Below are 23,811 nucleotides of genomic sequence, written 5' to 3' on the forward strand. Positions count from 1 at the left end.
TTTATTTTTTATTTTTTTCTTTTATTTTTTATTCCAACTTAACTTTTTTGAAATAGGCTTTCTTTTTCTATTTACTTCCGATAAATTATTTTTTAAATTTCCCAAAAAGAAAACTCCTAAACATTTTTCATTATCATCCAGTTTCAAATTGTTCTCAACATACTTTATAGTTGCTATTCCAGTATCCCAGTAACCACCAATATTCATGGCTGTACAACTCAACCAAATATTTTGAACAGCACATGAGACAGCAGCAATTTCTTCCCATTCAGGAAGTCTTGGATTTGGTTTACATATTATAGAAATCATACTAGCATTTTTAGCATAATCTTTAGTTTCCTCAAAACGCTCATCTGAAAAATCTTCAATTGAAAATACTTTTCTGTAATAGTTTGCCATGAAAATTCCCATTTCTTGCTTATGAAATCCTTCTAAAACAATAAATTTCCATGGCTGAGTTAGTTTATGAGTTGGAGCCCAAAGTGCATTTTCAATTATAGTCTCTATATTTTTTTTTGATAAAGGAACATCTGAAAAATCATTCGTATAATGTGTTCTCCTTTCTTTAATTATTTTACTTAGCTCTTCTATCATCATTGTAATATTTCTTTAATTTCAAAATTACTTTTCATATATTTTGCAATCGGGTTTTGCAATACTCCACTTAGTTTAAGACTATTTATAGGATCTGTTAGATTTAGCATTTGTTTTGTATTTGACAATTGTAATTTATTTAAACAACATCGATCAAAATAATCAGTAAATAAATCATACTTTTTATATTTTGATGCGTACTCAGGATAACACTCTTGATATTCAAGAATACTTTGTGATACAAGTTTCCAAAATTTATTTTCTGAATAATTACAATGTGTTTCTAGAATTTGTCCCAAAAACCTAAAAAAACAATCAAAAACATCAGTGAATATTGATAAAATCTTCATTCTATCTGTTGTTTTTGTAAATAGTCTATCTACATGTTCAGGTAATTTCATTTCTTCATTGAAAACAATAACCTCTTCTGTTATGTCTTTCATTAAGATTGACTTAGGTATATTATTTTCTAAAACTAAAATTATATTTTCCCCATGAGGCATAAAAACTAGTTCATATTTGTAGAAACAGTGTATCAATGGTTTTAGATAAGCTTCTAAATATTTTTCAAGCCATATAGTCATACTTACTTTAGATTTTTCAACAAGCTCACCTAAAAAGGATATATTATTAGTATCAATATGAAGTAATGAAGCCATTGTCATGACTTTTTCTGTGTCTTCAATTTTTGTAAAAGGACTTTCACGCCATAAGGCCGATAACATTTTATTGTGTGAATTTGTTTTACCTAATGTTTCATAATAATGATTTCGATACCCAACAGTAGCAATTTCACCGAGCATTTTAAAGCCGGTGCTTTGTAAATAAACATCTTCTCCGAGAAGGTTATTGATCCACTTAGTAATATGAGGAGTGCTCTTCATGTAATAAGGAGATAGCCCTCTAACAAATCCCATATTAAGTATTGACAAAGCTGTTTTCGTATAATATTTATTTGGTTTTGTTAAGTTAAATAATGTTCTTATTGATTGTTGAGCTGAATAACTATCATCACTTTCCCCTAATAATATGATATTTTTATTGGCTATATCTGAAGCAAAAATATGAACTAACTTATGATCCCATTGCCAAGGATGGACAGGTATAAAAACATAATCCGATTGTGTTACCTTAAGCTTTTCTAAAAAATCATTAAATTCATTTATTTTAGAAATTCCTAATTCATGAATGAGTAAATTAATATAATTAAGTTCTTCAACTCCTGTGTATGTAGCATATTTTTTATGGGCAGCAACCCAAAGTATTTTGAAAGGATTATTAGTTTCAGGAGCATATTTATTAAAATCATTAATACCAAACCCGATTCGTCCACTATTTGCAACAAAACATGGGTGCCCTTCATACATTGAATGTTCTATATCCTGAAAATCTTTATCAACTAATTGCCTGGATGTAAATTCTTCATTTTCAAACTTATAAGCTAAACTAATTAACGTGCTAGATATTTCTTCCAAATAGGTAGTTAAAAATTCGTTTGAAATTTGTAATGTTTTTTTAAATTCTACAATAAATAATAAAGCATCAACATTCTCTTCTTTGTTATTTTTTATTTTTTTCAGTGAATTAACATCTATGTACCAATGATCTAAATGAAATTTTTTAGCCTTAAAGTGATAGCTAATATCTTTATGATCTGTAATTAATTCATAAGAGTTCCAATCACTATCAATGTTCTTTATGTTTAGCTTTGGGGATAAAATAAGTTCGTGTGTAAATTCACTTATTGCTTTTTTTACTAATTGTTTATTAACTATCAACCAAGTTTCTGTAGTCGCAAAACTATTTTTTTGATTTTTCATTAATTTGTTATCTTTTTTACGGCATTATGATAGCTTTCTCTATTGCATATGGCTAAAGAGGCAATCTTGTAAGGTAGTTCAATTTCTTTTTGATAGACAAACCCTGCCTTTTTATTTAATTTGTGAATTTTTTCGTTATTTGCGTCAGGCTCTACTACTACTCTCTCAACATATGGGAGAGAAAAAAAATATTCCATTACTGTAGAAAAAACTTTCCATGTGAACCCAGGTATTCTTTTTTCTGCAGGAGCTACCAGAATATGCATACCATAATCATTTAGCTTTGCATTATAATATTTGGCTATAATATCTTCTGACGCCTTATATCTTTCCATTAAAAAAATAGGGCGATCATCGAGCACACCTATATAACTAAAATGATGGGGGTTACTTTCTATTTCGTTATAAGAGTTAAAAACTTGTTCTTTAGTATAATCTAACATTCCCCAATACTTAGCATAGGGCTGTTTTACCCAATTATATAAGATATCTATGTCCTCATTAATATTAAATGGGCGTAATAAAATACTTCCAATTCCTTTTATTTCTTTACTAAAAATATGCTGTTCTATTATTGACATTATTGTATTTCTTCATGTTCTTTTTTAACACTATAAATTGCTAAAGGGTTTGTTATTTCGCCTGCAAATTGCAGTAAGGCTACAGGATCGTCTAGATCAATCATCTGCTTATGGTTGTTCAACTGCAAACGATTTAAACAAGATAGCTTAAATGAATCGGCAAACAAATTGTATTTTTTAAACTTTTCTTCAAGCTGCGGATATCTTCTTTGATAAACTATAATATTATCAGCTACCAACTTCCAAAAGCTTTGTTCTGAAAAATTCATATGTTCTTCCAATATTGGAACTAGATATCTGAAAAAACCATCAAAAACATCTGTAAAAATGGATAATAACTTTACATCATCTGGAACTGGAGCATACATTCTACTCAGTTCATCTGGTAGCACTACATCTGGATTTAAAATTACCGCTTCTTCCGTAATATCTTTAAGTAAAATGCTAATAGGTTTATTGTCTTCTAAAACAAGAATTATGTTTTCTCCATGTGGCATAAATACTAAATCATAAGTATAAAAGCAATGAATTAAAGGACTCAAATATGCTTTTAAATAAAAACGTATCCATTCTTCTGTACTTAACCCCGAGCTTTTAATATATTCAGGTAAAAGTGCATTTCCATATTGATCAATATGAAGTAATGCAGCCATGGTTATGGGTTTTTGACCTTCTTTTATTTTAGAATATGGACTTTCTCTCCATAAAGAAGCTAACATTTTATTATAATCATTATGTGGTCCAAATTCTTGAAAGTATGGATTTACATAACTTACAGATCCTATTTCGCTTAACATTTTAAATCCAGTTTCTATAATAAAATCATCTCTGTAAAGGAGGTTTTCCAGCCAAACAGCCATTTTTGGAGCTGTTCCTAAATAATACAGAGGCAGCCCTCTCATAAACCCCATATTAAGTATGGATAATGCAGATTTAGTATAGAATTTTTTTGGATTAGTTATATTAAATAAAGTCCTTATCGATTGTTGAGCTAAATATTGATCTGGCCCATACCCCAAACAAACTAAGTCTGATTTTGCTATTTCTGGAGCAAATATCATTGCTAATTTATTAAACCATTGCCAAGGGTGAATTGGTATAAAATAATAGTCTTCCGGATTTAAATCTTTAGATAACAAAATATTATTAAATTGAAATATCGTATCATCACAAAGCTCCATCTTAATAAGATCATTATAAGGTAGTGCTTCTATAGCTGAATAAACTGCTTTTGATTTATGTCCCGCCAACCATAATAGTGAAAAAGAATTTCCTGCTTCTGGCGCATAAGAACGATAATCGCTGCTATCAAAACCAATTCTTCCATTATTAGCAACAAAACCAGGATGTCCTTCTGTCATAGACTGTTCTATAACTTGAAAATCCGCATTAGCTAGTTCTTTAACTGGAGGGTTTCCTTTAGTTATTTTAAACGCAGTACCATATAATGTACTTATGATTTCCTCTAAATAAACAGGCATTTTTCCATCATCAAAACCTAATGTTTTTTTAAATTCCTTGATAAATAAAACAGCATCAAGTCCTACATATATCTCATTTTCTTTTTTAATTAGAGTTGACTCTTTTATCATTAAATGATCTAATCCTAGTAGCTTTCCCTCAAATTCATAAAGTATATCAGATACATCAGAAACTAATGAAAATAAACACCATCCATCATCTAACTTCTTTTCAATTTTAGGTGTCAATATTCTCTCATGTGTGAACTCACAAATAGCCTTTTTGATTAATAATTTATTTGATTTAAGCCAAATACTCTGTTCTATGTGATGTACAGATTGTAAAGGTGAGACTACGTTATCTAATGTGTTCATATTACTGCGTTTTGAAAGGGTAACTTTTTTTATTGTATCTAAATAATATTGTTTGTTAAGAAAAGCTAATTGAGCTGTTTTATGGGGTAATTCAACTATTTTATCTAAATAAAATCCAATTCGTTCACATAGAGCAAACATTTTTTTATTTCTAATATCAGGTTCAACTAGGATTCTTTTTACATTTTCTTTTGTGAAAATAAAATCCATTATTGATTGAAATAAATACCAGGTAAAATTAGGAATCTTATTTTTTTGGGGTGGGGCTATGATAATATGAACACCTGCATCAAAAGGCAATGCTTTATAATATTTATGAATTAAATCATTCATAGGGTTATATAGTTCCATAAAGAAAACTATTTCCCCTTTGTACATTCCTACAAAAACATTATAATCATCAGGTTCGGTTAATTTTTTGTATTCTTTTTTTACTTCTTCTAATGAGGTATTCTGCAATCCCCAAAAAAATGCATAATCCATATTAACCCACTTATGCAAAATCTTGCAATCACTCTCTAAATTAAAATTACGAATAGTTATTTCTCCAAATTTTTTATAGTACTGTGTATATACTACTTTATCATTTATTAGCATTTAAGGTAATTTTTTTACATAATTATTTATTAAAGTATTGTTATTCAATATATTATTAAGGATTATTTGTTTTCTATGATTTTAGATTTACTCTGCTTAGTATAGTATTAATACCATTCTTTTTAAGTTTGGATGGAATATTAAAGGCAAGCAGGTATAATAATATTGTTACGACAAACCCCGTGAAAGCAATAATGAAAGGCATTTGTAAACCTAAATTATCTACAACCAAACCTACGTTCAAAGACGCTATAAGAACTCCTAAGTTTTGAAAAAAATGAACTTTACTATAATCTATCGAATAGGATTCTGGAGAGCTTTTTTCAAATAAAAACACATCAAACTTAACCATTCCTTGAAATATTGCCCATCCATAAATTATTCTACCAATAATCAAAGTAATCTCATTAGGTATTCCTTGAAGAAATAACCCTAAAAGCCCAATAAACAAAGAATTAGTTATACCCTCATAGCCTGCTTGTTTTCTTTTTCTATTAAGCCAAAGTGCAATTAATGCCACAAAACCAGGAATTGCGTATACAGTTCCAGAAATTAATTTAGTATCAATTGATGCAAAGCTTTCCCAGTATCTAGAGAAAAATGGACGAATTAAAAAATCACTGAAATATAAAATAAGTGTTAATAAACCTACTTTTAGTATAAGCTTATTAGAGGTAGCACTTTTTTTAAAATTACTAGGTGATTTAATTATTCCTGTATTGTATTTATTACTATTAAGTAAATAAGCGCTTACAATCATTTGCAAAAAATCACCAAATGCCATTATAATAAATATAGAACTAGGAGTAATATAATCAACTGTAAAACCGCCTATTACAGCTCCTAAAATACCTCCAAGATGCACAACAACAGATAACAAACCTATGGTGTTAACATGTTCTTCTTTACTTATAATTTTTAAAATATATGGATAAACTAAAAGATAACTTCCTTTGAATAAAACCATTACCAATGATACTATCCAGAAGTTAACATAGGATTTTGTATAATAACAATATAAAGCCAATATGCCCGCTATTGCTTGTGTATAGATAAGTATTTTTAGTTCTGCTACTTTTTTTGAAATATAGGCCCAAAAAGGAAAAGCTATCATTACCATAAAACAAATTGCGGCAAAATAATAACCTACATTCTTAGGGTTCGTCATTCCAAATCTTAGTTCAAAAAATTGAGGATAAAAAGGATGTAGTAAATAATCACTGACCACTGCAATGAAAGTCATTCCTATCAAAAAAGTTTTAAGTTTCATATTTATTTTTAAAATAAAATTTTCCTTGTAAGTATGCTACTTACTTATTATACTTGTTCTTTTAAATTATGAATAATTTCATCCTCTTTTGTTACCCCAAATTGTTGAAAAGCTATACTTGATTCTATTGGATAATATTCTTTACCCGTAAGTTCTTTGATGATATATGAATTTCTATAGCTTCCCATTCCCAAATCAGGAGTAACAAATCCATGTGTATGTAGTTCCACATTTTGCACAAAAATTTCATTATTATTTTTATCAATAGTATAATTTCTCTTTACATCAAACCTGCCTTTATTATCCCATTTGATTCTGTTACTAACATCATTTAAAAATTCAGGAACCTCATAATGATAGCCCGTACATAAAATCAAACCTTCTGTTTTTTTTATAAAATGCTTATCTTCCTCTACTTGCTGCAATTCTAAGGATATTTTACTTTGATCAACTGATGAATTAATTAAAGCTATATTGGTACGTAATGATACTTTTAAAGGTTCTTTGGAAAAAGTTCGTTTTGTATAAAGTAAATCATGGATTTCATTTATCAAATCTTGGTTTATCCCTTTATATAAATGTTTTTGTTTATTAATTAAATAATCTCTTTTTTCTTCCGGTAGATTGTAAAAATAATCGACATACTCGGGAGAAGTCATTTCTAAAGTTAGCTTGGAGTATTCTAATGGAAAAAATCTTGGCGATCTTGTTATCCAATTTAACTCATAATTTTTTTCATCAATATCGTTTAACAAATCATAAAAAATTTCTGCAGCACTTTGTCCACTACCTAAAATAGTTATTGATTTCTTTTCCTGTAATTTTTCTTTATTAAATAGATAATTTGATGAGTGAATTGCATTATTTTTCAAACCAGAAGCACCTTTTGGTATATACGGTTTTGTGCCTGTTCCTAAAACTATTTTTTTTGTTTTATAAATTTTAATTTCAGAAGTCTTTGTACACCTACATGTTATAATGTAAAGCTGTTTTTGTTGATCATAATTAATATTTTTAACCTCTGTATTAAATGAAATATTAGAAAGCTTCTCAACAGCCCATTTACAATAGTTATTATACTCATTACGAAGTAAAAGAAAATTTTCTCTTATGTAGAAAGAATAAATCCTTCCCTTTTCCTTAATATAATTTAAAAAACTAAACGGGCTTGTGGGATCTGCTAAAGTTACCAAATCTGCCATAAAAGGAATTTGCAATGTGGTATTTTGCATCATCATCCCGGGATGCCAATCGAACTTTTCGGTTTTATCTAAAAAAACACCATTAAGTTCTTTTATAGGAGCTGTTAAACACGCTAAACCTAAATTAAAGGGCCCTACTCCTATTCCTACGAAATCTAATATATTATTATTTGTCATTTTTTAGTTTATCGATTTGTATTGTTCTCCTTTTTGTTCTATCATTTTTAAAATCTCAAAAAGATTTTCTTCTGTATTATTTGGATTCAATAATGTAAATTTCAGATAAATATTACCATCAAGCTTGGTACTTGCAATAGACGCTTTACCTTGCTTAAAGAGTTTATTTTTTATAAATAAATTAACTCTATCGTGTACTTTGTTTTCATTAACATTTAGCGATTTGTATCTGAATACTATTGTACTTAATTCTGGTTTATGCGCAACTTCAAAAAGAGGATTATCCTTAATTTTATGATAAACAGATTCTGCTAAATAATGTACTTTTTCCAAATACTTTGATATAGTGTTTTTTCCTAATGTTTTGAGTGTAAACCAAACCTTAAGTGCATCAAATCTTCTTGTAGTTTGTGTTGATTTCTCTATCAAATTAGGCCTTGCTTCATCTCTATTTTCTTGAGGGTTCAAATAATCAGCATAATAGGAAACATATTGAAAATTTTTTCTTTCTTTCACTAAATATGCACTACAAGAAACAGGCTGGAAAAATGTTTTATGAAAGTCAATTGTAATAGAATCCGCCAAATCAATACTTTTAAAATATTTTTTATGCGTATCTGTTAACACAAAACATCCTCCATAAGCTCCATCAACATGAAGCCACATTTGATAGTCGTTTGAAATTTTTGAAATCTCAGTAAGAGGATCAAAACTACCAAAGTCAGTCGTTCCCATAGTTGCTACAACTGCTATAGGTATATTTCCTTCTTGTTTAACCTTTTCAATGGCCAATTCTAATGCTTTAGGATCCATTCGCATTTTATAATCCGTTTTTACAGGGACTACAGCGTCATATCCCATACCTAACAATGCGGCATTCTTTTTAACGCTAAAATGGGCTTTATCAGAACAAAAAATTTTGAATTTACTTACTTCGTTAAACCACCCTTGTTGCTTTATATTAACACCAAAATGTTTAAAGGCATAATCATCACGCGCCATTAACAAAGCCATAAAATTTGATTGACTACCACCACTTGTAAAAACACCATCTGAGGTTACCGGAAAATTGAATTCACCACAAATCCATTTAATAACTTCTTGTTCTATAAAAGTTGCAGAAGTACTTTGATCCCATGTTTCTACAGCTGTATTAATAGTGGTTGCAATAATTTCTGCTGCAATTGCAGGCAAAACTACTGGGCAATTTAAATGAGCTACATAATTGGGATTATGAAATGCAATAGCATTGTCTATATATAATTTGTTTAGGTATTCAATGGCCTCTTCAAATGTAAGAGTATCGCTACCATTCGTCTTAGCTTCAATTTTATGACGATTAATTGCTGTTATATCATCTCCATTATAAAAATCTTTTTTACCAAAAAATTTTTTTATTGTTTTTAAAACTAAATTTGTTTGTTTTTCTAAATCATTGAAAGATTCACGACACAATAAATCATCATGTAACGAAGAATCTACTAACAGAGGGATTTCATCTAGAGTCATTTATTTTTATTTAATCTTAATAGTTTTAAGCAAAACTAAGACCTAAACAAATTGATTAATGACGTAATTGTGATAAAAAAAGACGCTATTATTCATAATAACCGCAAAACATTTAACATAAAAAGTCAGTATTTGCAATCGACTTTAATATATAGTTTTAACCAAAACTAAGACCTAACTAAATTGATTAATGACGTAACTATGGTAAAAAAAAAAGACGTTCTTTTCATAAGAAGCTCAAAAAATTTAATAAAAAAAAGTCGGTGTTAAAAAACCGACTTTAAAATATACTAATCTTATATTAAACCATCTTATATGCTTCTAATGCTCGTTTTCTAGCCTCTTTGTGTTCTACTATGGGTGGTGGATAAGAGAAATCATTTAAGTTAGTTACCCATTTATGAATATATTTTAATTCCTTATCAAATTTTTTAATCTGTTCTGTTGGATTAAAAATTCTAAAATAGGGAGCCGCATCACAGCCTGTACCGGCAACCCATTGCCAATTACCATTATTTGATGCTAACTCGTAATCGAGTAATTTTTTAGCAAAATAAGCTTCTCCCCACCTCCAATCAATAAGTAAATGCTTACATAAAAAACTAGCCGCTATCATTCTTACACGGTTATGCATATATCCTGTTTTATTAAGTTGACGCATTCCTGCATCAATAATAGGATACCCTGTTTTACCCTGACACCATTTTTCAAATTCATCTTTATTATTTCGCCAAGGAACTAAATCATATTTTTTCCTGAAATTATTCGTGACTACTTTAGGAAAATTATATAATATTTGAATAAAAAACTCTCTCCAAATTAGCTCACTTAGAAATGTCTGATTTACTTTTAATGCCAATTTAACAACAGTTCTAATACTTAATTGTCCAAACCTCAAATAAGGAGAAATGTATGATGTTTTATCTATAAAAGGAAAATTACGTACTTCATCATACTGCTCTAACTCTTTCAAATTATAAGGCTTTACTTTGATAGGACTATTTTCGAAACCAATAGATTCAATAGAAGGAAAATCGTTAATTTGCTTATAAAAATGATTTATAAATTCTATTGAATTATTTATTCTTAAATGCGATGCTTCATCAAACAACTTCAACCATTTATTCTTGTATGGTGTAAATACTGTATAAGGAGTATGATCGTTTTTTAAAACCTCTTTTTTTTCAAAAATCACATGATCTTTAAAATCATGTACTGGTATTCCTGTTTCTTCTAATTTTGTCTTAATTTGATAATCTCTCCTTATGGCATAAGGTTCATAATCTCTATTATAATACAATCCTTTGCAGGAATATTCATTTATCAAATTACTCCATATAACTAAAGGTTTCCCTTTTTTTATAAGCACTGAACTTCCAATATCATTTAATTGTTTGTTTATTTTATATAAACTTTGATAAATAAAAGAAATACGACCATCATTGGCTGGAAGTTTATGTACGATTTCGTCATCAAAAATAAAAACAGGTACTACTTTATAACCAGATTTTAAAGCATGAAATAATGCTGTATTATCTTCCAGTCTTAAATCTCGTCGAAACCAATAAAAAGAAATACTATTTTTCATTGAACATTTTTTCTAACGTATCAGCCCTATATTGAAATATATTTTTTAACTGATTTTTTATGAATATTTTTTGAGCTAAAGATCCTAAAATACCGAAAGGTATTTCGTAGGAAACTTTGTCTTCTATAAGTGTTTTTCCTTCAATTAGTTTATAAAACCAATGTTCATGATGCCACATTTTATATGGACCTACACGCTGTTCATCAATAAAAAACTCATTTTCTTTTACCTGGGTTATTTCACTTACCCAGTCCTGTTTTACAAAAGGAAATATACCTACTTTGTAAGATATTATTTGTCCTGCATAAAGTTTATCATTTGTTTTAGAAGTTATTCTAAATCCCATGTGAGGTGGTGTTATTTTTGAAAGGTTGCTAGGTGAGCTAAAAAAATCCCATGCTTTTTCTAAAGTTATATTAACAACTTGCTTTGTTGATAGTGTATATATACTTGAATGTTTATTAAATTCAATCATTTTTTTTCGTTTCTTGTTTATTCCAAATTTTATCGGAATCTAATCTAAAACTACCTACATAATTAAATGAACATTCAAAAGGCTTTAAAATAGATAAAAAATACCCCTCTTTTGCCTCATATAAATAATAAGTCTCTCCTACAATGGGTTCAAAAGTAAACTTTGAGTTATAAACGAGCTCATTATACTTGAATTTTTCGTACAATAATTCAAATTCATTTTTTAATTCATCAAATGAAGCTTTTATCTGCTTATTAGCTATATTGACATGCCTTTTCTTCCAGCTAACAGAATTGGGAATATCAATTTTAGGTGCTGAAAAACTGGTTGCATAAGGCTTTAGGTAAGCGTCATACTTGTTCGTCTTTTCATTAAAAACTACATTATCTGGCTTTTTCATAAAATATACATTTAAATTAGTAGTTGATTATTATGATTAGTAATTAATTGCTTAGTTGATCTCCACAATTTAAGTTATAAAGATTTATTAGTTATAGTAATTTACTCATAAAAATTTAGTGATTTTTTTACTCGTCGGTTTTGTCATAGAATAAAAATAATCGATTAATCTTCCATTTTCATCAACTAAATATTTTTGAAAATTCCATTTAACTGCAGAATTAGTTTTCCCATTCCTATCTTTCTTTGTCAACCATTTGTATAAATCATGTTGTTTATCTCCTTTAACATTTAATTTTTCTGTCATTAAAAAAGTAACTCCATAGTTTAATTCACAAAAACTTTCGATTTCCTCTGGAGTTCCTGGTTCTTGATTACCAAATTGGTTGCAAGGAACACCAATAATCACTAATTTATCTTTCTGATTATTGTGTAATTGCTGAAGTTCTTTATATTGACCAGTAAACCCACATTTTGATGCAACATTTACAAATAATATTTTTTTTCCCTTATAATTACTCAGATCAATTGGCGTGTTGTTGAGATCATTAATTTTTACATCATATAATGATGTTTTTGGTTCAAGCGTCTGAGCTTTCAATCCAGTTCCGAACAAAGTCATAAGAACGAGTATTTTTATTGGTTTCATTTTTATTTTTTTACTTGATAAATACCTTTTTAATTTTTAATTTAAAACTTTCATCTTTTTTGTTTCCGAACAAAAAAGCAATCTCGTTAATTGTATTTGAATTGAAATTTCCAATATTTAATTTTTCACCTCGAAAAGAAGGATAAAAGTCTTTTAACTTCAAAACAATTCTCTGTTCTTCTTTTGTTGTCTTGAACGTATTGATATACCAGTGTCTTAACTTATTATCTGTTTTTAAACGAAACTGATAATCTTTACCATCTCCTTCAACAAATAATATTATTTCTTTATGATTCAATACATTTTTAATATTAGTTTTCAACCTAACCATTGCAAATCCCCCATTATTTTCAGTTGAAATATGTCCAGAAAAAACACCTTGTTTATTTTCATTTACCTCAATTGAAGAAGTCGAAACCCCTCCCATTACATTATCGTTTGTTATTTTCCAGTTTTTGTGATTATCTGTTGAAAAATCAAAAATTACAACGTCAAGTAAAGACATAAAGCAAATGCATATAAAACTAAAAATTGTTTTCATTATTTATTATAACTTTACACTTACTATTCCAGCATCCATTGGAATAATTTGTCCAGAAATAGATTTTGACTTAGCTGAAATTAAATACTCAGCTAATGAAGCTACCTCCTCAGGATTTAAATATTGTTTATAAGGATGTCTTTCTCTCATGCTTTCTTTTTGTTTATCGTTTCGTAATAATCTAGAAGCTAAAGGTGTTTCTGTAACTGTTGGGGCTATTACATTAAACCTTATTTTTGTTGCATACTCTGCAGCTAAAGATTTAGCTAAACCTTCTACTGCAGATTTACTTACAGCAATACTAGCATGAAAAGGCATTCCTAAATGTGTGGCTACCGTACTAAATAAAACGACACTTCCGTTTGAGTCAAGTAATTGTTTTTCATAAAATTTAATAACACGAACAGCTCCTAATACATTTATATTAAAATCGGTTTGAAAGTCTTCAATTTTTAATCTAGTTAAAGACTTTAGATTTATACTACCGGGACAATAAACTAAACCATCTAAATTTTCAATGGAAGGTAAATCATCTATTAATACATCTAAGCTATGATGCGTTACTCCATCAATGAGATTTTCACCTCTGCTTATGGTTATAACGTGATACGAATCTTTTAAAATTTTTGTTATCGCAGCACCAATTCCTTTGCTACCTCCTACTACTAGTATAGTTTTCATGAAATTTCGATTTTAATAAATGGTTTAATTAATTTAACTCTTAAGGTAATTTTGTAATTCTATTATTTTGTGTTGCTCATTAAAACTTCCTCCATAAAAACAAGTTATTGTTGATGAAGAATCATCTTTTATACCTCTAGATGAAACACACAAATGTTTTGCTTCAATAACCACAGCTACATCTTTAGTTTCTAAAATATTTTGTAAGTCCAAACCTATTTGGTTAGTAAGTCGTTCTTGAACTTGTGGCCTTTTAGCATAGTATTGAACTAATCTATTTAATTTTGAAAGACCAATTACTTTTCCTGAAGAAATATATGCTACATGTGCCTTTCCAATTATTGGAACAAAATGATGCTCACAATTTGAGTAGAAAATTATATCTTTTTCTATGAGCATTTGATTGTACTGATATTTGTTTTCGAAAAGTGCTATTTTAGGTTTGTTTTGAGGGTTTAAACCTGAAAATATTTCATCTATGTACATTTTCGCTACACGTTTTGGAGTTCCTTGTAAAGAATCATCTGATAAATCTAATCCCATTACCTCCATTATTTCAGCAAATAAACCTGCTATTTTTTTCTTCTTTTCGGAATCAGATATCTTAAATGCATCTGGCTTCATTGGGGTTTCTACACCTGTGTAAAGGTGATCATCTCCTATCTCCTCTGGAGAAAGTCCGTTCAAAGAGTTAGACTCCAAAAGGGTATTCAACAAAATTTCTTGGTGTTTCATATAGTTTAATTTTAAGTTCCAAATGCTGTGGAATTTCTTTTTTTATTACATCATAAATAAGAATTGCAATGTTTTCAACAGTTGGGTTTCTCTCTTTAAAATATTCTACTTCTAAATTTAAATTTTTATGATCGAAAGGTTCTATAACCTTTTCTTTAATTATATCTGATAAAATTTTCGTATCAATCACATAACCTGTGTCAGGATCAACGACTCCTATAATTGTTACTTCAAGCTCATAATTATGTCCGTGAAAAAAAGGGTTATTACACTTACCAAAAATTTTCTTGTTTTTTTCATCTGACCAATTTTTGTTATGCAGTCTATGGGCTGCATTAAAATGTTCCTTTCTTGTTATCCCTAGTTTTAATTCACTCATTTATTTATCTTTTGGCTATTTTATTATTGCTAATCGTCTTTTGTCTTGAACATTTAAATCTCCCTATCTGAAAGCATCGTTTTGCCGCATGTTTAGTAGTTCTTCCTTGTACTCTTTTTCTCCATCTTTTAAAACTCGTAATTTTCAAGCTCCTTCTCATCAGTGTAATAACTTCCTTTTCGCTAAGATTAAATTGGAATTTGATTGCATCAAAAGTAGTTCTATCTTCCCATGCCATTTCAATTATACGGTCTATCTCAATTTTCGTCAGTAAATTCAAACTTCTCATTCGAAAGCGTTTTTAAATTAATCATCTTTTTAACAAAATCTTTATTATTTTTACTTTTTATCATCTGAATAAATGCACCGTCAGAATGTATACTAAAAAAAGTAGCATTAAAAATAATAAGCTTATAATATGGTATAGCCCATGAATATCTTTTACCTTGACTTGTTACATGAACAATAATTCCTTTAGGTCTAAGTTCAATATTCGCATAATTTAAATCTGATACTTTATTTATAATACCTTGAAAGTTATTGCTTACATTGTTTATGATTAATCTGCTACTACCTATACCTCCTAAACGTAATTTTTGATAAAATGAGAATGGCTTTCCCAAGAGATGGTTTATTTGTCGTAAATCAGATTTTTCAGTATATGTTGTGTTAAAAATGATCATACTACTTTGTTACATGTTTATTTAAAATCCTATAACTTTCTTGTATAACATCCTTATCTTTTCTCATACCCCAAATAGTATCAGAAGCTTTTTTTCTAGTTGAACTAATATCTACAATAGGTTTAGGATAATCTTTACCTATTTTAAAACCATATAGTTTTTGCTCAAGCAATGTTAACTTAAAAGGCTCATGTCTAAAGTTAATAGGTAATCCTTTTAATTCAGGAACCCATTTTGAAATAAAATTTGCTTCTGGGTCATGCTCAATTCCATTTTTGATAGGATTATAGATTCTCAAAGTATTAATACCTGTCTCACCTGCCTGCATTTGTAGCTGTGGAAAATGTATACCTGGTTCAAAGTCTAGAAAAACTTTTGATAAAAATTTCGATGCTTCTTGCCAAGGTTGCCAAAGATTGTGCGTAAAAAATGAAACAACCATTGCTCTCATTCTAAAATTAAGATAACCAGTAAGTTTAAGACATCGCATACAAGCGTCTATTATCGGAATACCTGTCATACCTTGTTTCCACGCTTCTTGATATTTAATAGATATATCTTTTTTTAATTTTCGAAAACCTTTATTAATACTTTCACTTTCCATAATACATTCCATCTCAAACTTTTGGATAAAATGAGCCTGCCACCGTAAGCGTGACATAAAAGCATCTATAGCACGTTTGTTTTCTGCCTCTATTCTAATTTTTTTTGCATATTGATATACCTCTCTAACAGACAAATTACCCCAAGCTAGATAGGGTGATAATCTACTACAACTTTCTCTAGCTTGATTTGGTTTGGAAATAAATTTAGCATAATTTATGTACCTATCTTTAAAAAAGGAAAGCATGTACTTAAGAGCTAAAACCCTACCTCCTTTTTGAAACATTGGGTTTTCTATAACATCTAATGACATTGGTTTTGAATTCTCTTCTATTTTCATTATCTCATCCATATCAATTAAAAATTTAATATTTTCTTCTTTAATTTTTAATTGAGCACTAATCATATAATTTTCCCAATCTTCTTTCCAATTTTCTCTATTTTGTCTAGCTCTAAAGACACCATTATTAATGTTTTCGAACCAGTTAATAGAATTGTTATTGCAAAATCGTTTAAATGTTTTATCCCTATTATATGTTTTCAAGAGACCTGTTTCTTGATGAGAATATACATTTATTATTTTATACTTTGTTTGAAGATAGCTAAAAAAAGGAATTACCTCTGACGAAATACTTAGTACTTTTGAATTATACGACTGTAATGCTTCATTTATATCTAAAAGAGATTGCTTTATAAAATCCCAATGCCTCTTGGAGTAATGATCATCCCTCATTAAACTAGGCTCAAATAAATACACTATAATAACCTTGTAACCTGAGTTTAAAGCAGTATATACAGCTTCATTATCATGTAATCTTAAATCTCTTTTTAACCAAACAACAACTATTTCTTCTCTTTGAAGCATATTAACAAAATATCATACTTATAATATCAAATTTACGAATTTTGTTTAACTTAAACACATTTTAGTTAAACAAAATTATATTGATATTTCTTATTCAGATATTATAAAATCTTATTTGAAAAATAATTAATTGTAAACAGTGAATTGTAAGGGTTTTAAAATTTATTAATCATAAAAAAGTACTTAGAGTTCTGGATGCTTTAATTTATTGTAACTAAAAATATTTTCCTTTTATTTTTGAATTAGTAGAAATCACAATTATGAATGTGCCCTAACAAAAAAATATCATTTAATTTTTTTGCTACTGCATCTTTTACTGCAATATTTAACACTGTGCCAATTTTTTTCCCATTTCTTTCTCCATGAAAATAAGCGATTACAAACAGGACAAGTTTTCTGAGGAAGGTGCTGTTTTTTTATCACTTTAATTATAATATATCTTTTTAAAACTAATTTTTAGAAATTACTTTATCATCAACAATTAAAGCATTCAATATTCCACTAAACACAAAAGCATGAAATGGCAGTACCAAAAACCAGTATAATCTACCTAAAATTCCTTTTGGTCTAAAAACAGCACGTTGATACAAAATACCTTTTATAATACGAAATTCTAACCAGGCTTCCCCCGGTAACTTCATCTCAGCATACAAAAGCAGACGTTTATTTTTTTTATCCGCTAAAAGAACACGCCAAAAATCTAGCGCATCACCCGCTGTTAATTCTGTTTGGTGTCTTCTTCCCCTTCTTAAACCAACGCCTCCAAATAATTTATCAATAATACCTCTTACCTTCCACAAAAAATTAAACTTATACCATCCTGTTTCACCCCCAATACTCCATATTCGTTTCATTGTAAAATCTTCATCAATAACTTTTTTTCGTCTTATATCTTTAAAGCAACCATATTGCGGTAAATTAATATTATCTGAAAATTTAGAGTTGTATACTCCACTTATAATAGCATCTTTCCAACTTGATATAATTGTATTTTGCTCTATTTTAATAAATGCCTTTTCCACCGCCTCTGTGTAAGAGATTGGCTCAACACCAATAATAGTATTAATTTCAGAAGGCTTCCCTATTACTTCTACTTTCATACTATCAACAAGAGACTTCGCTAATTTAAAGGAGGTTGAAGTAACAAAATATAACCAATAAGAAGAAAGTTTTGGCGTTAAAACTGGCAATGTAATAACCACTCGTTTCAAATGCCTAACTTTAGCAAATTGCAAAAGCATTTGTTTGTAATCAAGTACTTCTGGTCCAAATATATCAAATGACTTATTGTATAATGCTTTTTTTTTAATTGATAAGGTTAAATAGGTCAAAACATCTCTAATAGCTATTGGTTGCGTTTTTGTTTTCAACCACTTTGGGGCTACCATAAGCGGAAGTTTTTCAACAAGATCTCTAATGATTTCAAAAGAAGCACTTCCACTTCCTACAATTATACCTGCTCTAAAAGTAGTTGTATAATATTTTTTAGATTGTATTGTTTCCTCAACTCTTAATCTAGATTTTAAATGCTTTGAAAGACTTTGATCGTTTACAATTCCACTGAGATAGATAACCTGAATACAGTTTGTATTTTCTATAAGTGATTTAAAGTTAATTGCACATGCAAATTCTAATTCCTCAAAATTAGAACTTGATGTAGACATTGAGTGAATCAAATAGTAAGCTATATCAATATCATAAGGAATGTTAACATTTGAAATATTTAAAAAATCGATTTCAATAAAGCTTATTTTTTCTTTTTCCTTTAAATTTTCTGGTATTCTATTTAAATCACGAACACAACATATTAAATCATGATTATCATTTAATAGTTTGGGTACAAGTCTTTTTGCAATATATCCCGTCGTCCCCGTAATTAAAATCTTCATAATTCATTTATTTAAAAATCATACTTTAGGTCGCTGATAGTCTAATCGCTTATTTAGCTTTGGAATAGAATAACAATCTAAGCCATTTATTGCTGCAATATTACCTTCTGATAAATTAACAAAACCATCGTCTGCTACTAATTTTTCCTGAATATATAGGTCTAAAATTTCTCCTAAAACTAAAATAGTGCCATTTGCCTTTATATTGTACTCTTCTACGTATTTTAGTCCTATTTTTATCGGAGAATTCTTTACAAATGGTGCATGAAAATCATTTAAATACTCCTCTTCCAATAAAGTTTTGTCAAATTCAGATATTTCAGAAGCATATTTTGCCGAAGTATGATGAGCATCTTCTATAATTTCCTTGTAAATATGATTTACAGTAAAATACCCTGTCTCTTTGATATTGTCATAGGTGTTACGTCTTACTGTAGTGGGTCTTAAAACAAAACCAAGAATTGGTGGAGCTGACCCGTAATGAACAACAGAGCTAAAAACAGCCACATTTGCAATACCATTTTTTGATTTTGTTCCTATTAAATTAGCTGACTTAAAACCTGTAACACTATTTATTAGGTTTATTTTATATAAATGCTCTAAACGGTCGATATGATCTCTAGTAAAATACATTATAAATTTTTAAAATTATTTATCTTTATTTTCTGCGCCTTCAAATCATGCATTAAATTATACAAACCAAAAAAAGTTCTATTTATGTATAAAAAATGCTTGGAACCTCTATTTCCGTTCATTTTTTTCAATTCGGTACTTTTTGCATACTTATAGCCTAAATCGGCTATACGGCTAAAAAAATCTTCATCTGAAAAATCAAATTCTTTTTGATGAAAAGGCTGTGTAAACAATGAAAGCATTTCATAAAACAATTCTTTGAAAAATTGTTTCTCTTGTTCAGTATCTTCTTTTTTTAAAATTTCCAATTCATACAATTTGGATTCAAAAAATACGGGATTATTTATATTTTGTTTTTCTGCTAATTGAAAATACGGAACATAAAAATCCTCTGGCACTTCCTTCATGCAACCAAAATCAATAACAACAAGTTTGTTATCTTTTGATATGAGAAAATTACCTGGGTGAGGATCTGCATGTACTTTTTTTAGAACATGCATCTGATACATGTAAAAATCCCACAAAGCCTGTCCTATTTGATTTAAATCTTTTTGAGTATTTTTTTTATGAATAAATTCAGACAAGTGTAAACCATCCATCCAATCCATAGTAAGAATTCGTTGTGAAGAATACTCTGGATAGTATTTTGGAAATTTCAGGTTTGGAATCATACTACATTTATTTGCTATTTCCTGACTTTGCTGTAGTTCTAATTTATAATTAGTTTCTTCTTTAAGCTTGTTTTCTACTTCTTTAAAATATTCATCAGATCCTTCACCCTTTATATTAAACATTTTTATTGCAATAGGCTTTACCATTGCTAAGTCAGAGGATATACTTTCAGCTATTCCAGGATATTGAATTTTTACAGCAAGTAATTTATTATTTTTTGTTGCTTTATGAACCTGTCCTATACTCGCGGCATTTACTGATTCCGTTGTAAAAGTATCAAACACCTCTGTTGGCGTTTTTTTAAAATAATTACGAAAGGTTTTCACTACTAACGGAGGTGATAGTGGGGGAACTGAAAATTGTGAGAGTGAAAACTTTTCAACATAAGCTCTTGGAAGAATATTTTTTTCCATACTCAACATTTGAGCAACCTTTAAAGCAGATCCTTTCAGCTTTTTTAATCCATCATAAATATCTGCTGCATTTGCTTCATCTAAGTTCTCTTTAGCTTCTTCATCAGACTTAACTATTTTTTCCCCATAATATTTTGCGTAATTAACTCCTATTTTTATACCCGTGGTAATCAATTTAGACGCTCTTTCTACCTTTGATGTTGGAATGCTATTTATACTTTTCATCTGTTGATCATTTCATTAATATACTATCTACTTTTTAACAAGATTAATACTTTCTTGTTCCAAACACAATTATAAAATCTAAGCTCTAGGAGTTTTTTCTTTCCATAAAAATTTTGCAAAATCAAAAACACTTTGAACAGGTGTTATATCCTTTAAATCGAAACTAGCTTTCACTGATTTTTCAATAAAAATGTCTGTTTTTTCAAAATTTGGTGATTCATCCTCTAACCAAAACTGTAATGTGAATAATAACTGGAGCCATGAAGCTTCAGAAACCCCTCTATCTCTAATTTTATTAATTTTTTCATTTTTTAAGTCAACAGAATCAATAAAAATTTCACGGTTAATAAAGTCTGTAAACTCCTTTTTTAAATGAGATAATAACTTTAATGATTGTAACTTATTTTTATTCTGTTTTAATTGATTAAAAACATAAGACCTATTAGCTGTTAATATTTCAAAAAATGTGTAATAAAAACTCAACAGTTTACTTTTTGAGTCATAAGATTGGTATTCTTGATTTTTAATCAAAAGTTCGTTAGTTTTTGTACAAAATATTGCGAAAATTTGTTTTTCGAGAGCTTCAAAACTTGAAAAAAAAGAGTAAAACTCAGTTTCATCAAACTTATTTTCTAATGCAAAAGAATATACTGATTTTGGTGTCCCATTCAAAAGAACGGTATTCATGTACAATTCAACTATTTTATCTGAAGTAATACTCTTTTTTTTTGTCATTTTTTTGATATTTAATTATTAAGGACTATATACATATTAAGACTCGTTGCTACCATCATCCAAGCTAAATATGGAATGATAAGCAAGGAATAAATTTTGAGTTCATTTTTAAAACTAATAGCAAAATATCCTATCAGTATTAATAATAGAGAAATTATTATCAGACCTATCGCTATTTTTTGTTGATTAAAAAAAACATAGTTCCAAGAAATATTAAGTAACCATTGAGCTGAATAAAGTATGACTAACTTTTGATCAAATAGATTTCGTTTAAAACTTAGTTTTGTCATAAATCCAGAAAACAATAGCATAATTAAAGACCAAGCAAAACCAAACATCCAGTTCGGTGGAGTCCAAGGAGCTTTATTTAGAGATAAGTACCAATTTGATCTAGGGCCGTTATTCATGAGTATAACACCTACATATAATCCTAAAAAACAAAGGAAAAGAAAAAACATATATCTACTTATCGTTTTTCTTAACATAACTTCTTTTTTAATTTGTTGAATACTATTTGAATAGAAAAAAGTAAATTAAATGCATAAAAGAAGTCTTCAATTGGAATTGTGAAAAAACGTGAATTCAAATTCTCTTCATTATTATACCAAACAACAGGAGATTCAATAAAACTCCCTGTTAAAATACCGTTTACAATCAGAAAGGGAATTAGTATAACACCAAAGCTCACAAAATATTTCCTTAACTCATCAATTTGATAAAACCAGGAATAAGTCATCAAAGCTAAAAAAAGTACGAAGTTTACGGTTGTATACCATTTCCCCATGTTAGTTACCAAGAGACTTAATATAAATATTGTTGCAAAAAAAACAATACTTCTGGTAACAAATTTTGATAATATAAGGTTTGGTAAATAATACTTCAATACTTCGTGTGTAAATAAACAAGCATAGGGTATACAAAAAAAGAATAGCCATTCTTCTATTGGCATTCCAAAAATGAATATTGATAAATGATAGTTGGTATTAAACCCCCATATATTGGCCATTGTGAAAATTATATCCCAAACTAAAAAAGGAAAAGCGATGATTAAAATACTAAATAATGAAGCCTTAAAATATTTTATAAAATGAAATTTTTTTTCTAAAAAACTATATAACAATGGAATACTAAGACTCCCTAAGTTCAAAATCAAATATAAATATTTACTTACCATTTTGTCTTTTTAAAATATTTAAACGGAACAAACAACATCCCGAAACACTCTCCATCTTTTTTTCCTAAGTGCTTATGATGTATTTTATGCGCTTTTCTTAATCCTCTAAGGTATCTATTTTTAGTATTCTTAAACCAATTAAAACGCCTATGTATTAGCACATCATGTATTATAAAGTAAGCTAATCCATACAATAATATTCCAAGACCAATAAAAAATAAGTAATTTAATTCTGGCCTGACTCCTAAATAAAAGAGCAACATGCTAGGCACAGCAAAAACCACAAAAAAAGCATCATTTTTTTCGAATACATTTGGATAACCTGGCTGATGATGATCTTCATGTAAAAACCAACCAAACCCATGCATAACGTATTTATGTGTACACCACGTAATACCTTCCATTATAATAAATGTTATTACTGTTATTATTGTAAATAAAATCATAAAGAAGTGTTCTTTTTTATATATATATCTAAATAGTCAGAATCGTCAATTATTTTCATTTTTTTTTGTAAAAATTTTTTATCTAATTTAATGCTTGATTTGTAATTGAGTAGTACTGGAATATTTTCTTGAATTACCAAACGAAGATATCTTAAATCCGAATTATCAGGATTTTTATTAATTAGATCTTCGAGTCTTTTTTTTCCTTTATTAAAAACTGCTAGTTTTTGCCAAGGAAAAAACTTATATTTTGCTTGTTTCATTTGTAATGAAATAACATAACCTTTTATACTTATTTCTTCAAATAAAAGATACCTATTAATAAAGGCCTCTTCTTTATCTTTTGTGTTAGCATTATGATAATCAATAACGTAACCAGGCGTTTTTTTAAAAACAGGGATAAAAACTAAAAATAGAGACAATAATAGATTCATTTTTTAT

27 protein-coding genes are annotated in these 23,811 nt (G+C 28.5%); all 27 read right to left on the reverse strand.

The features are described 5' to 3' along the window. Nucleotides 1-21 precede the first annotated feature (21 nt). Nucleotides 22-594 (reverse strand): nitroreductase family protein, encoded by a 573-nt coding sequence (locus ACSIGE_RS01605; RefSeq protein WP_440881049.1) that lies wholly within the window; start codon nt 592-594, stop codon nt 22-24. Continuing rightward, nucleotides 594-2,414, reverse strand: coding sequence for an IucA/IucC family protein (locus ACSIGE_RS01610; RefSeq protein ID WP_440881050.1), 1,821 nt, complete (start codon nt 2,412-2,414; stop codon nt 594-596). Before ACSIGE_RS01610 ends, ACSIGE_RS01605 begins: the two co-directional genes overlap by 1 nt. Beyond that, nucleotides 2,414-2,995 carry a GNAT family N-acetyltransferase gene (locus ACSIGE_RS01615; RefSeq protein ID WP_440881051.1) on the reverse strand — a complete coding sequence of 194 codons (582 nt, stop codon included), beginning with the start codon at nt 2,993-2,995 and terminating at the stop codon, nt 2,414-2,416. Before ACSIGE_RS01615 ends, ACSIGE_RS01610 begins: the two co-directional genes overlap by 1 nt. Further along, nucleotides 2,995-5,427: a GNAT family N-acetyltransferase gene (locus ACSIGE_RS01620; protein ID WP_440881052.1), complete on the reverse strand. Its 2,433-nt coding sequence runs from the start codon at nt 5,425-5,427 to the stop codon at nt 2,995-2,997. Before ACSIGE_RS01620 ends, ACSIGE_RS01615 begins: the two co-directional genes overlap by 1 nt. 73 nt (nt 5,428-5,500) lie before the next feature. Beyond that, entirely contained in the window at nt 5,501-6,670 is a 1,170-nt protein-coding gene (locus ACSIGE_RS01625; protein ID WP_440881053.1) for an MFS transporter, read from the reverse strand. Between the two features lie 74 nt (nt 6,671-6,744). Next, a complete protein-coding gene (locus ACSIGE_RS01630; protein ID WP_440881054.1) occupies nt 6,745-8,076 on the reverse strand; it encodes a lysine N(6)-hydroxylase/L-ornithine N(5)-oxygenase family protein in 1,332 nt (443 codons plus the stop codon). Between the two features lie 3 nt (nt 8,077-8,079). Beyond that, the gene (locus ACSIGE_RS01635) at nt 8,080-9,585 is read right to left on the reverse strand and encodes a pyridoxal phosphate-dependent decarboxylase family protein (RefSeq protein ID WP_440881055.1); all 1,506 of its coding nucleotides are present in this window, start codon (nt 9,583-9,585) and stop codon (nt 8,080-8,082) included. Between the two features lie 301 nt (nt 9,586-9,886). Beyond that, on the reverse strand, nt 9,887-11,173 hold the full coding sequence (locus tag ACSIGE_RS01640) for a cryptochrome/photolyase family protein (protein WP_440881056.1): 1,287 nt from the start codon (nt 11,171-11,173) through the stop codon (nt 9,887-9,889). Then, complete coding sequence (locus ACSIGE_RS01645) at nt 11,163-11,648, reverse strand: SRPBCC family protein (RefSeq protein WP_440881057.1); 486 nt, start codon at nt 11,646-11,648, stop codon at nt 11,163-11,165. Before ACSIGE_RS01645 ends, ACSIGE_RS01640 begins: the two co-directional genes overlap by 11 nt. Beyond that, nucleotides 11,641-12,048 carry a DUF2452 domain-containing protein gene (locus ACSIGE_RS01650; RefSeq protein WP_440881058.1) on the reverse strand — a complete coding sequence of 136 codons (408 nt, stop codon included), beginning with the start codon at nt 12,046-12,048 and terminating at the stop codon, nt 11,641-11,643. The genes ACSIGE_RS01645 and ACSIGE_RS01650 overlap by 8 nt, the downstream gene beginning before the upstream one ends. A gap of 105 nt (nt 12,049-12,153) precedes the next feature. Further along, complete coding sequence (locus tag ACSIGE_RS01655; RefSeq protein ID WP_440881059.1) at nt 12,154-12,696, reverse strand: glutathione peroxidase; 543 nt, start codon at nt 12,694-12,696, stop codon at nt 12,154-12,156. A 10-nt stretch (nt 12,697-12,706) separates the two neighbouring features. After that, the gene (locus tag ACSIGE_RS01660; protein WP_440881060.1) at nt 12,707-13,201 is read right to left on the reverse strand and encodes a CIA30 family protein; all 495 of its coding nucleotides are present in this window, start codon (nt 13,199-13,201) and stop codon (nt 12,707-12,709) included. Between the two features lie 42 nt (nt 13,202-13,243). Next, entirely contained in the window at nt 13,244-13,918 is a 675-nt protein-coding gene (locus tag ACSIGE_RS01665; RefSeq protein ID WP_440881061.1) for an SDR family NAD(P)-dependent oxidoreductase, read from the reverse strand. Between the two features lie 33 nt (nt 13,919-13,951). Continuing rightward, nucleotides 13,952-14,653 carry a GTP cyclohydrolase I FolE gene (folE, locus tag ACSIGE_RS01670; protein ID WP_440881062.1) on the reverse strand — a complete coding sequence of 234 codons (702 nt, stop codon included), beginning with the start codon at nt 14,651-14,653 and terminating at the stop codon, nt 13,952-13,954. Further along, nucleotides 14,610-15,032 (reverse strand): 6-pyruvoyl trahydropterin synthase family protein, encoded by a 423-nt coding sequence (locus ACSIGE_RS01675; protein WP_440881063.1) that lies wholly within the window; start codon nt 15,030-15,032, stop codon nt 14,610-14,612. The genes folE and ACSIGE_RS01675 overlap by 44 nt, the downstream gene beginning before the upstream one ends. Nucleotides 15,033-15,036: 4 nt before the next feature. After that, nucleotides 15,037-15,321: a TIGR03643 family protein gene (locus tag ACSIGE_RS01680; RefSeq protein WP_440881064.1), complete on the reverse strand. Its 285-nt coding sequence runs from the start codon at nt 15,319-15,321 to the stop codon at nt 15,037-15,039. Beyond that, nucleotides 15,290-15,715 carry a hypothetical protein gene (locus ACSIGE_RS01685; RefSeq protein WP_440881065.1) on the reverse strand — a complete coding sequence of 142 codons (426 nt, stop codon included), beginning with the start codon at nt 15,713-15,715 and terminating at the stop codon, nt 15,290-15,292. Before ACSIGE_RS01685 ends, ACSIGE_RS01680 begins: the two co-directional genes overlap by 32 nt. A gap of 1 nt (nt 15,716) precedes the next feature. Continuing rightward, nucleotides 15,717-17,183 carry a deoxyribodipyrimidine photo-lyase/cryptochrome family protein gene (locus ACSIGE_RS01690; RefSeq protein ID WP_440881066.1) on the reverse strand — a complete coding sequence of 489 codons (1,467 nt, stop codon included), beginning with the start codon at nt 17,181-17,183 and terminating at the stop codon, nt 15,717-15,719. Nucleotides 17,184-17,468: 285 nt separating this feature from the next. Continuing rightward, a complete protein-coding gene (locus ACSIGE_RS01695) occupies nt 17,469-17,603 on the reverse strand; it encodes a DUF2256 domain-containing protein (RefSeq protein ID WP_440882172.1) in 135 nt (44 codons plus the stop codon). A 29-nt stretch (nt 17,604-17,632) separates the two neighbouring features. Then, nucleotides 17,633-19,072 (reverse strand): SDR family oxidoreductase, encoded by a 1,440-nt coding sequence (locus tag ACSIGE_RS01700; protein ID WP_440881067.1) that lies wholly within the window; start codon nt 19,070-19,072, stop codon nt 17,633-17,635. An 18-nt stretch (nt 19,073-19,090) separates the two neighbouring features. Beyond that, on the reverse strand, nt 19,091-19,708 hold the full coding sequence (locus tag ACSIGE_RS01705; RefSeq protein ID WP_440882173.1) for a flavin reductase family protein: 618 nt from the start codon (nt 19,706-19,708) through the stop codon (nt 19,091-19,093). Then, on the reverse strand, nt 19,705-21,015 hold the full coding sequence (locus ACSIGE_RS01710) for an ABC1 kinase family protein (protein WP_440881068.1): 1,311 nt from the start codon (nt 21,013-21,015) through the stop codon (nt 19,705-19,707). The genes ACSIGE_RS01705 and ACSIGE_RS01710 overlap by 4 nt, the downstream gene beginning before the upstream one ends. Nucleotides 21,016-21,093: 78 nt before the next feature. Then, nucleotides 21,094-21,750 carry a TetR family transcriptional regulator C-terminal domain-containing protein gene (locus ACSIGE_RS01715; protein ID WP_440881069.1) on the reverse strand — a complete coding sequence of 219 codons (657 nt, stop codon included), beginning with the start codon at nt 21,748-21,750 and terminating at the stop codon, nt 21,094-21,096. Between the two features lie 11 nt (nt 21,751-21,761). Continuing rightward, on the reverse strand, nt 21,762-22,235 hold the full coding sequence (locus ACSIGE_RS01720; protein WP_440881070.1) for a TspO/MBR family protein: 474 nt from the start codon (nt 22,233-22,235) through the stop codon (nt 21,762-21,764). Continuing rightward, nucleotides 22,229-22,924: a lycopene cyclase domain-containing protein gene (locus ACSIGE_RS01725; RefSeq protein WP_440881071.1), complete on the reverse strand. Its 696-nt coding sequence runs from the start codon at nt 22,922-22,924 to the stop codon at nt 22,229-22,231. Before ACSIGE_RS01725 ends, ACSIGE_RS01720 begins: the two co-directional genes overlap by 7 nt. Beyond that, nucleotides 22,918-23,370 (reverse strand): sterol desaturase family protein, encoded by a 453-nt coding sequence (locus ACSIGE_RS01730; RefSeq protein ID WP_440881072.1) that lies wholly within the window; start codon nt 23,368-23,370, stop codon nt 22,918-22,920. The genes ACSIGE_RS01725 and ACSIGE_RS01730 overlap by 7 nt, the downstream gene beginning before the upstream one ends. Continuing rightward, nucleotides 23,367-23,804, reverse strand: coding sequence for a hypothetical protein (locus ACSIGE_RS01735; protein ID WP_440881073.1), 438 nt, complete (start codon nt 23,802-23,804; stop codon nt 23,367-23,369). The genes ACSIGE_RS01730 and ACSIGE_RS01735 overlap by 4 nt, the downstream gene beginning before the upstream one ends. Nucleotides 23,805-23,811: the final 7 nt, after the last annotated feature.

Origin of the sequence: Tenacibaculum profundi (assembly GCF_052050075.1) — a bacterium.
GTDB lineage: Bacteria > Bacteroidota > Bacteroidia > Flavobacteriales > Flavobacteriaceae > Polaribacter.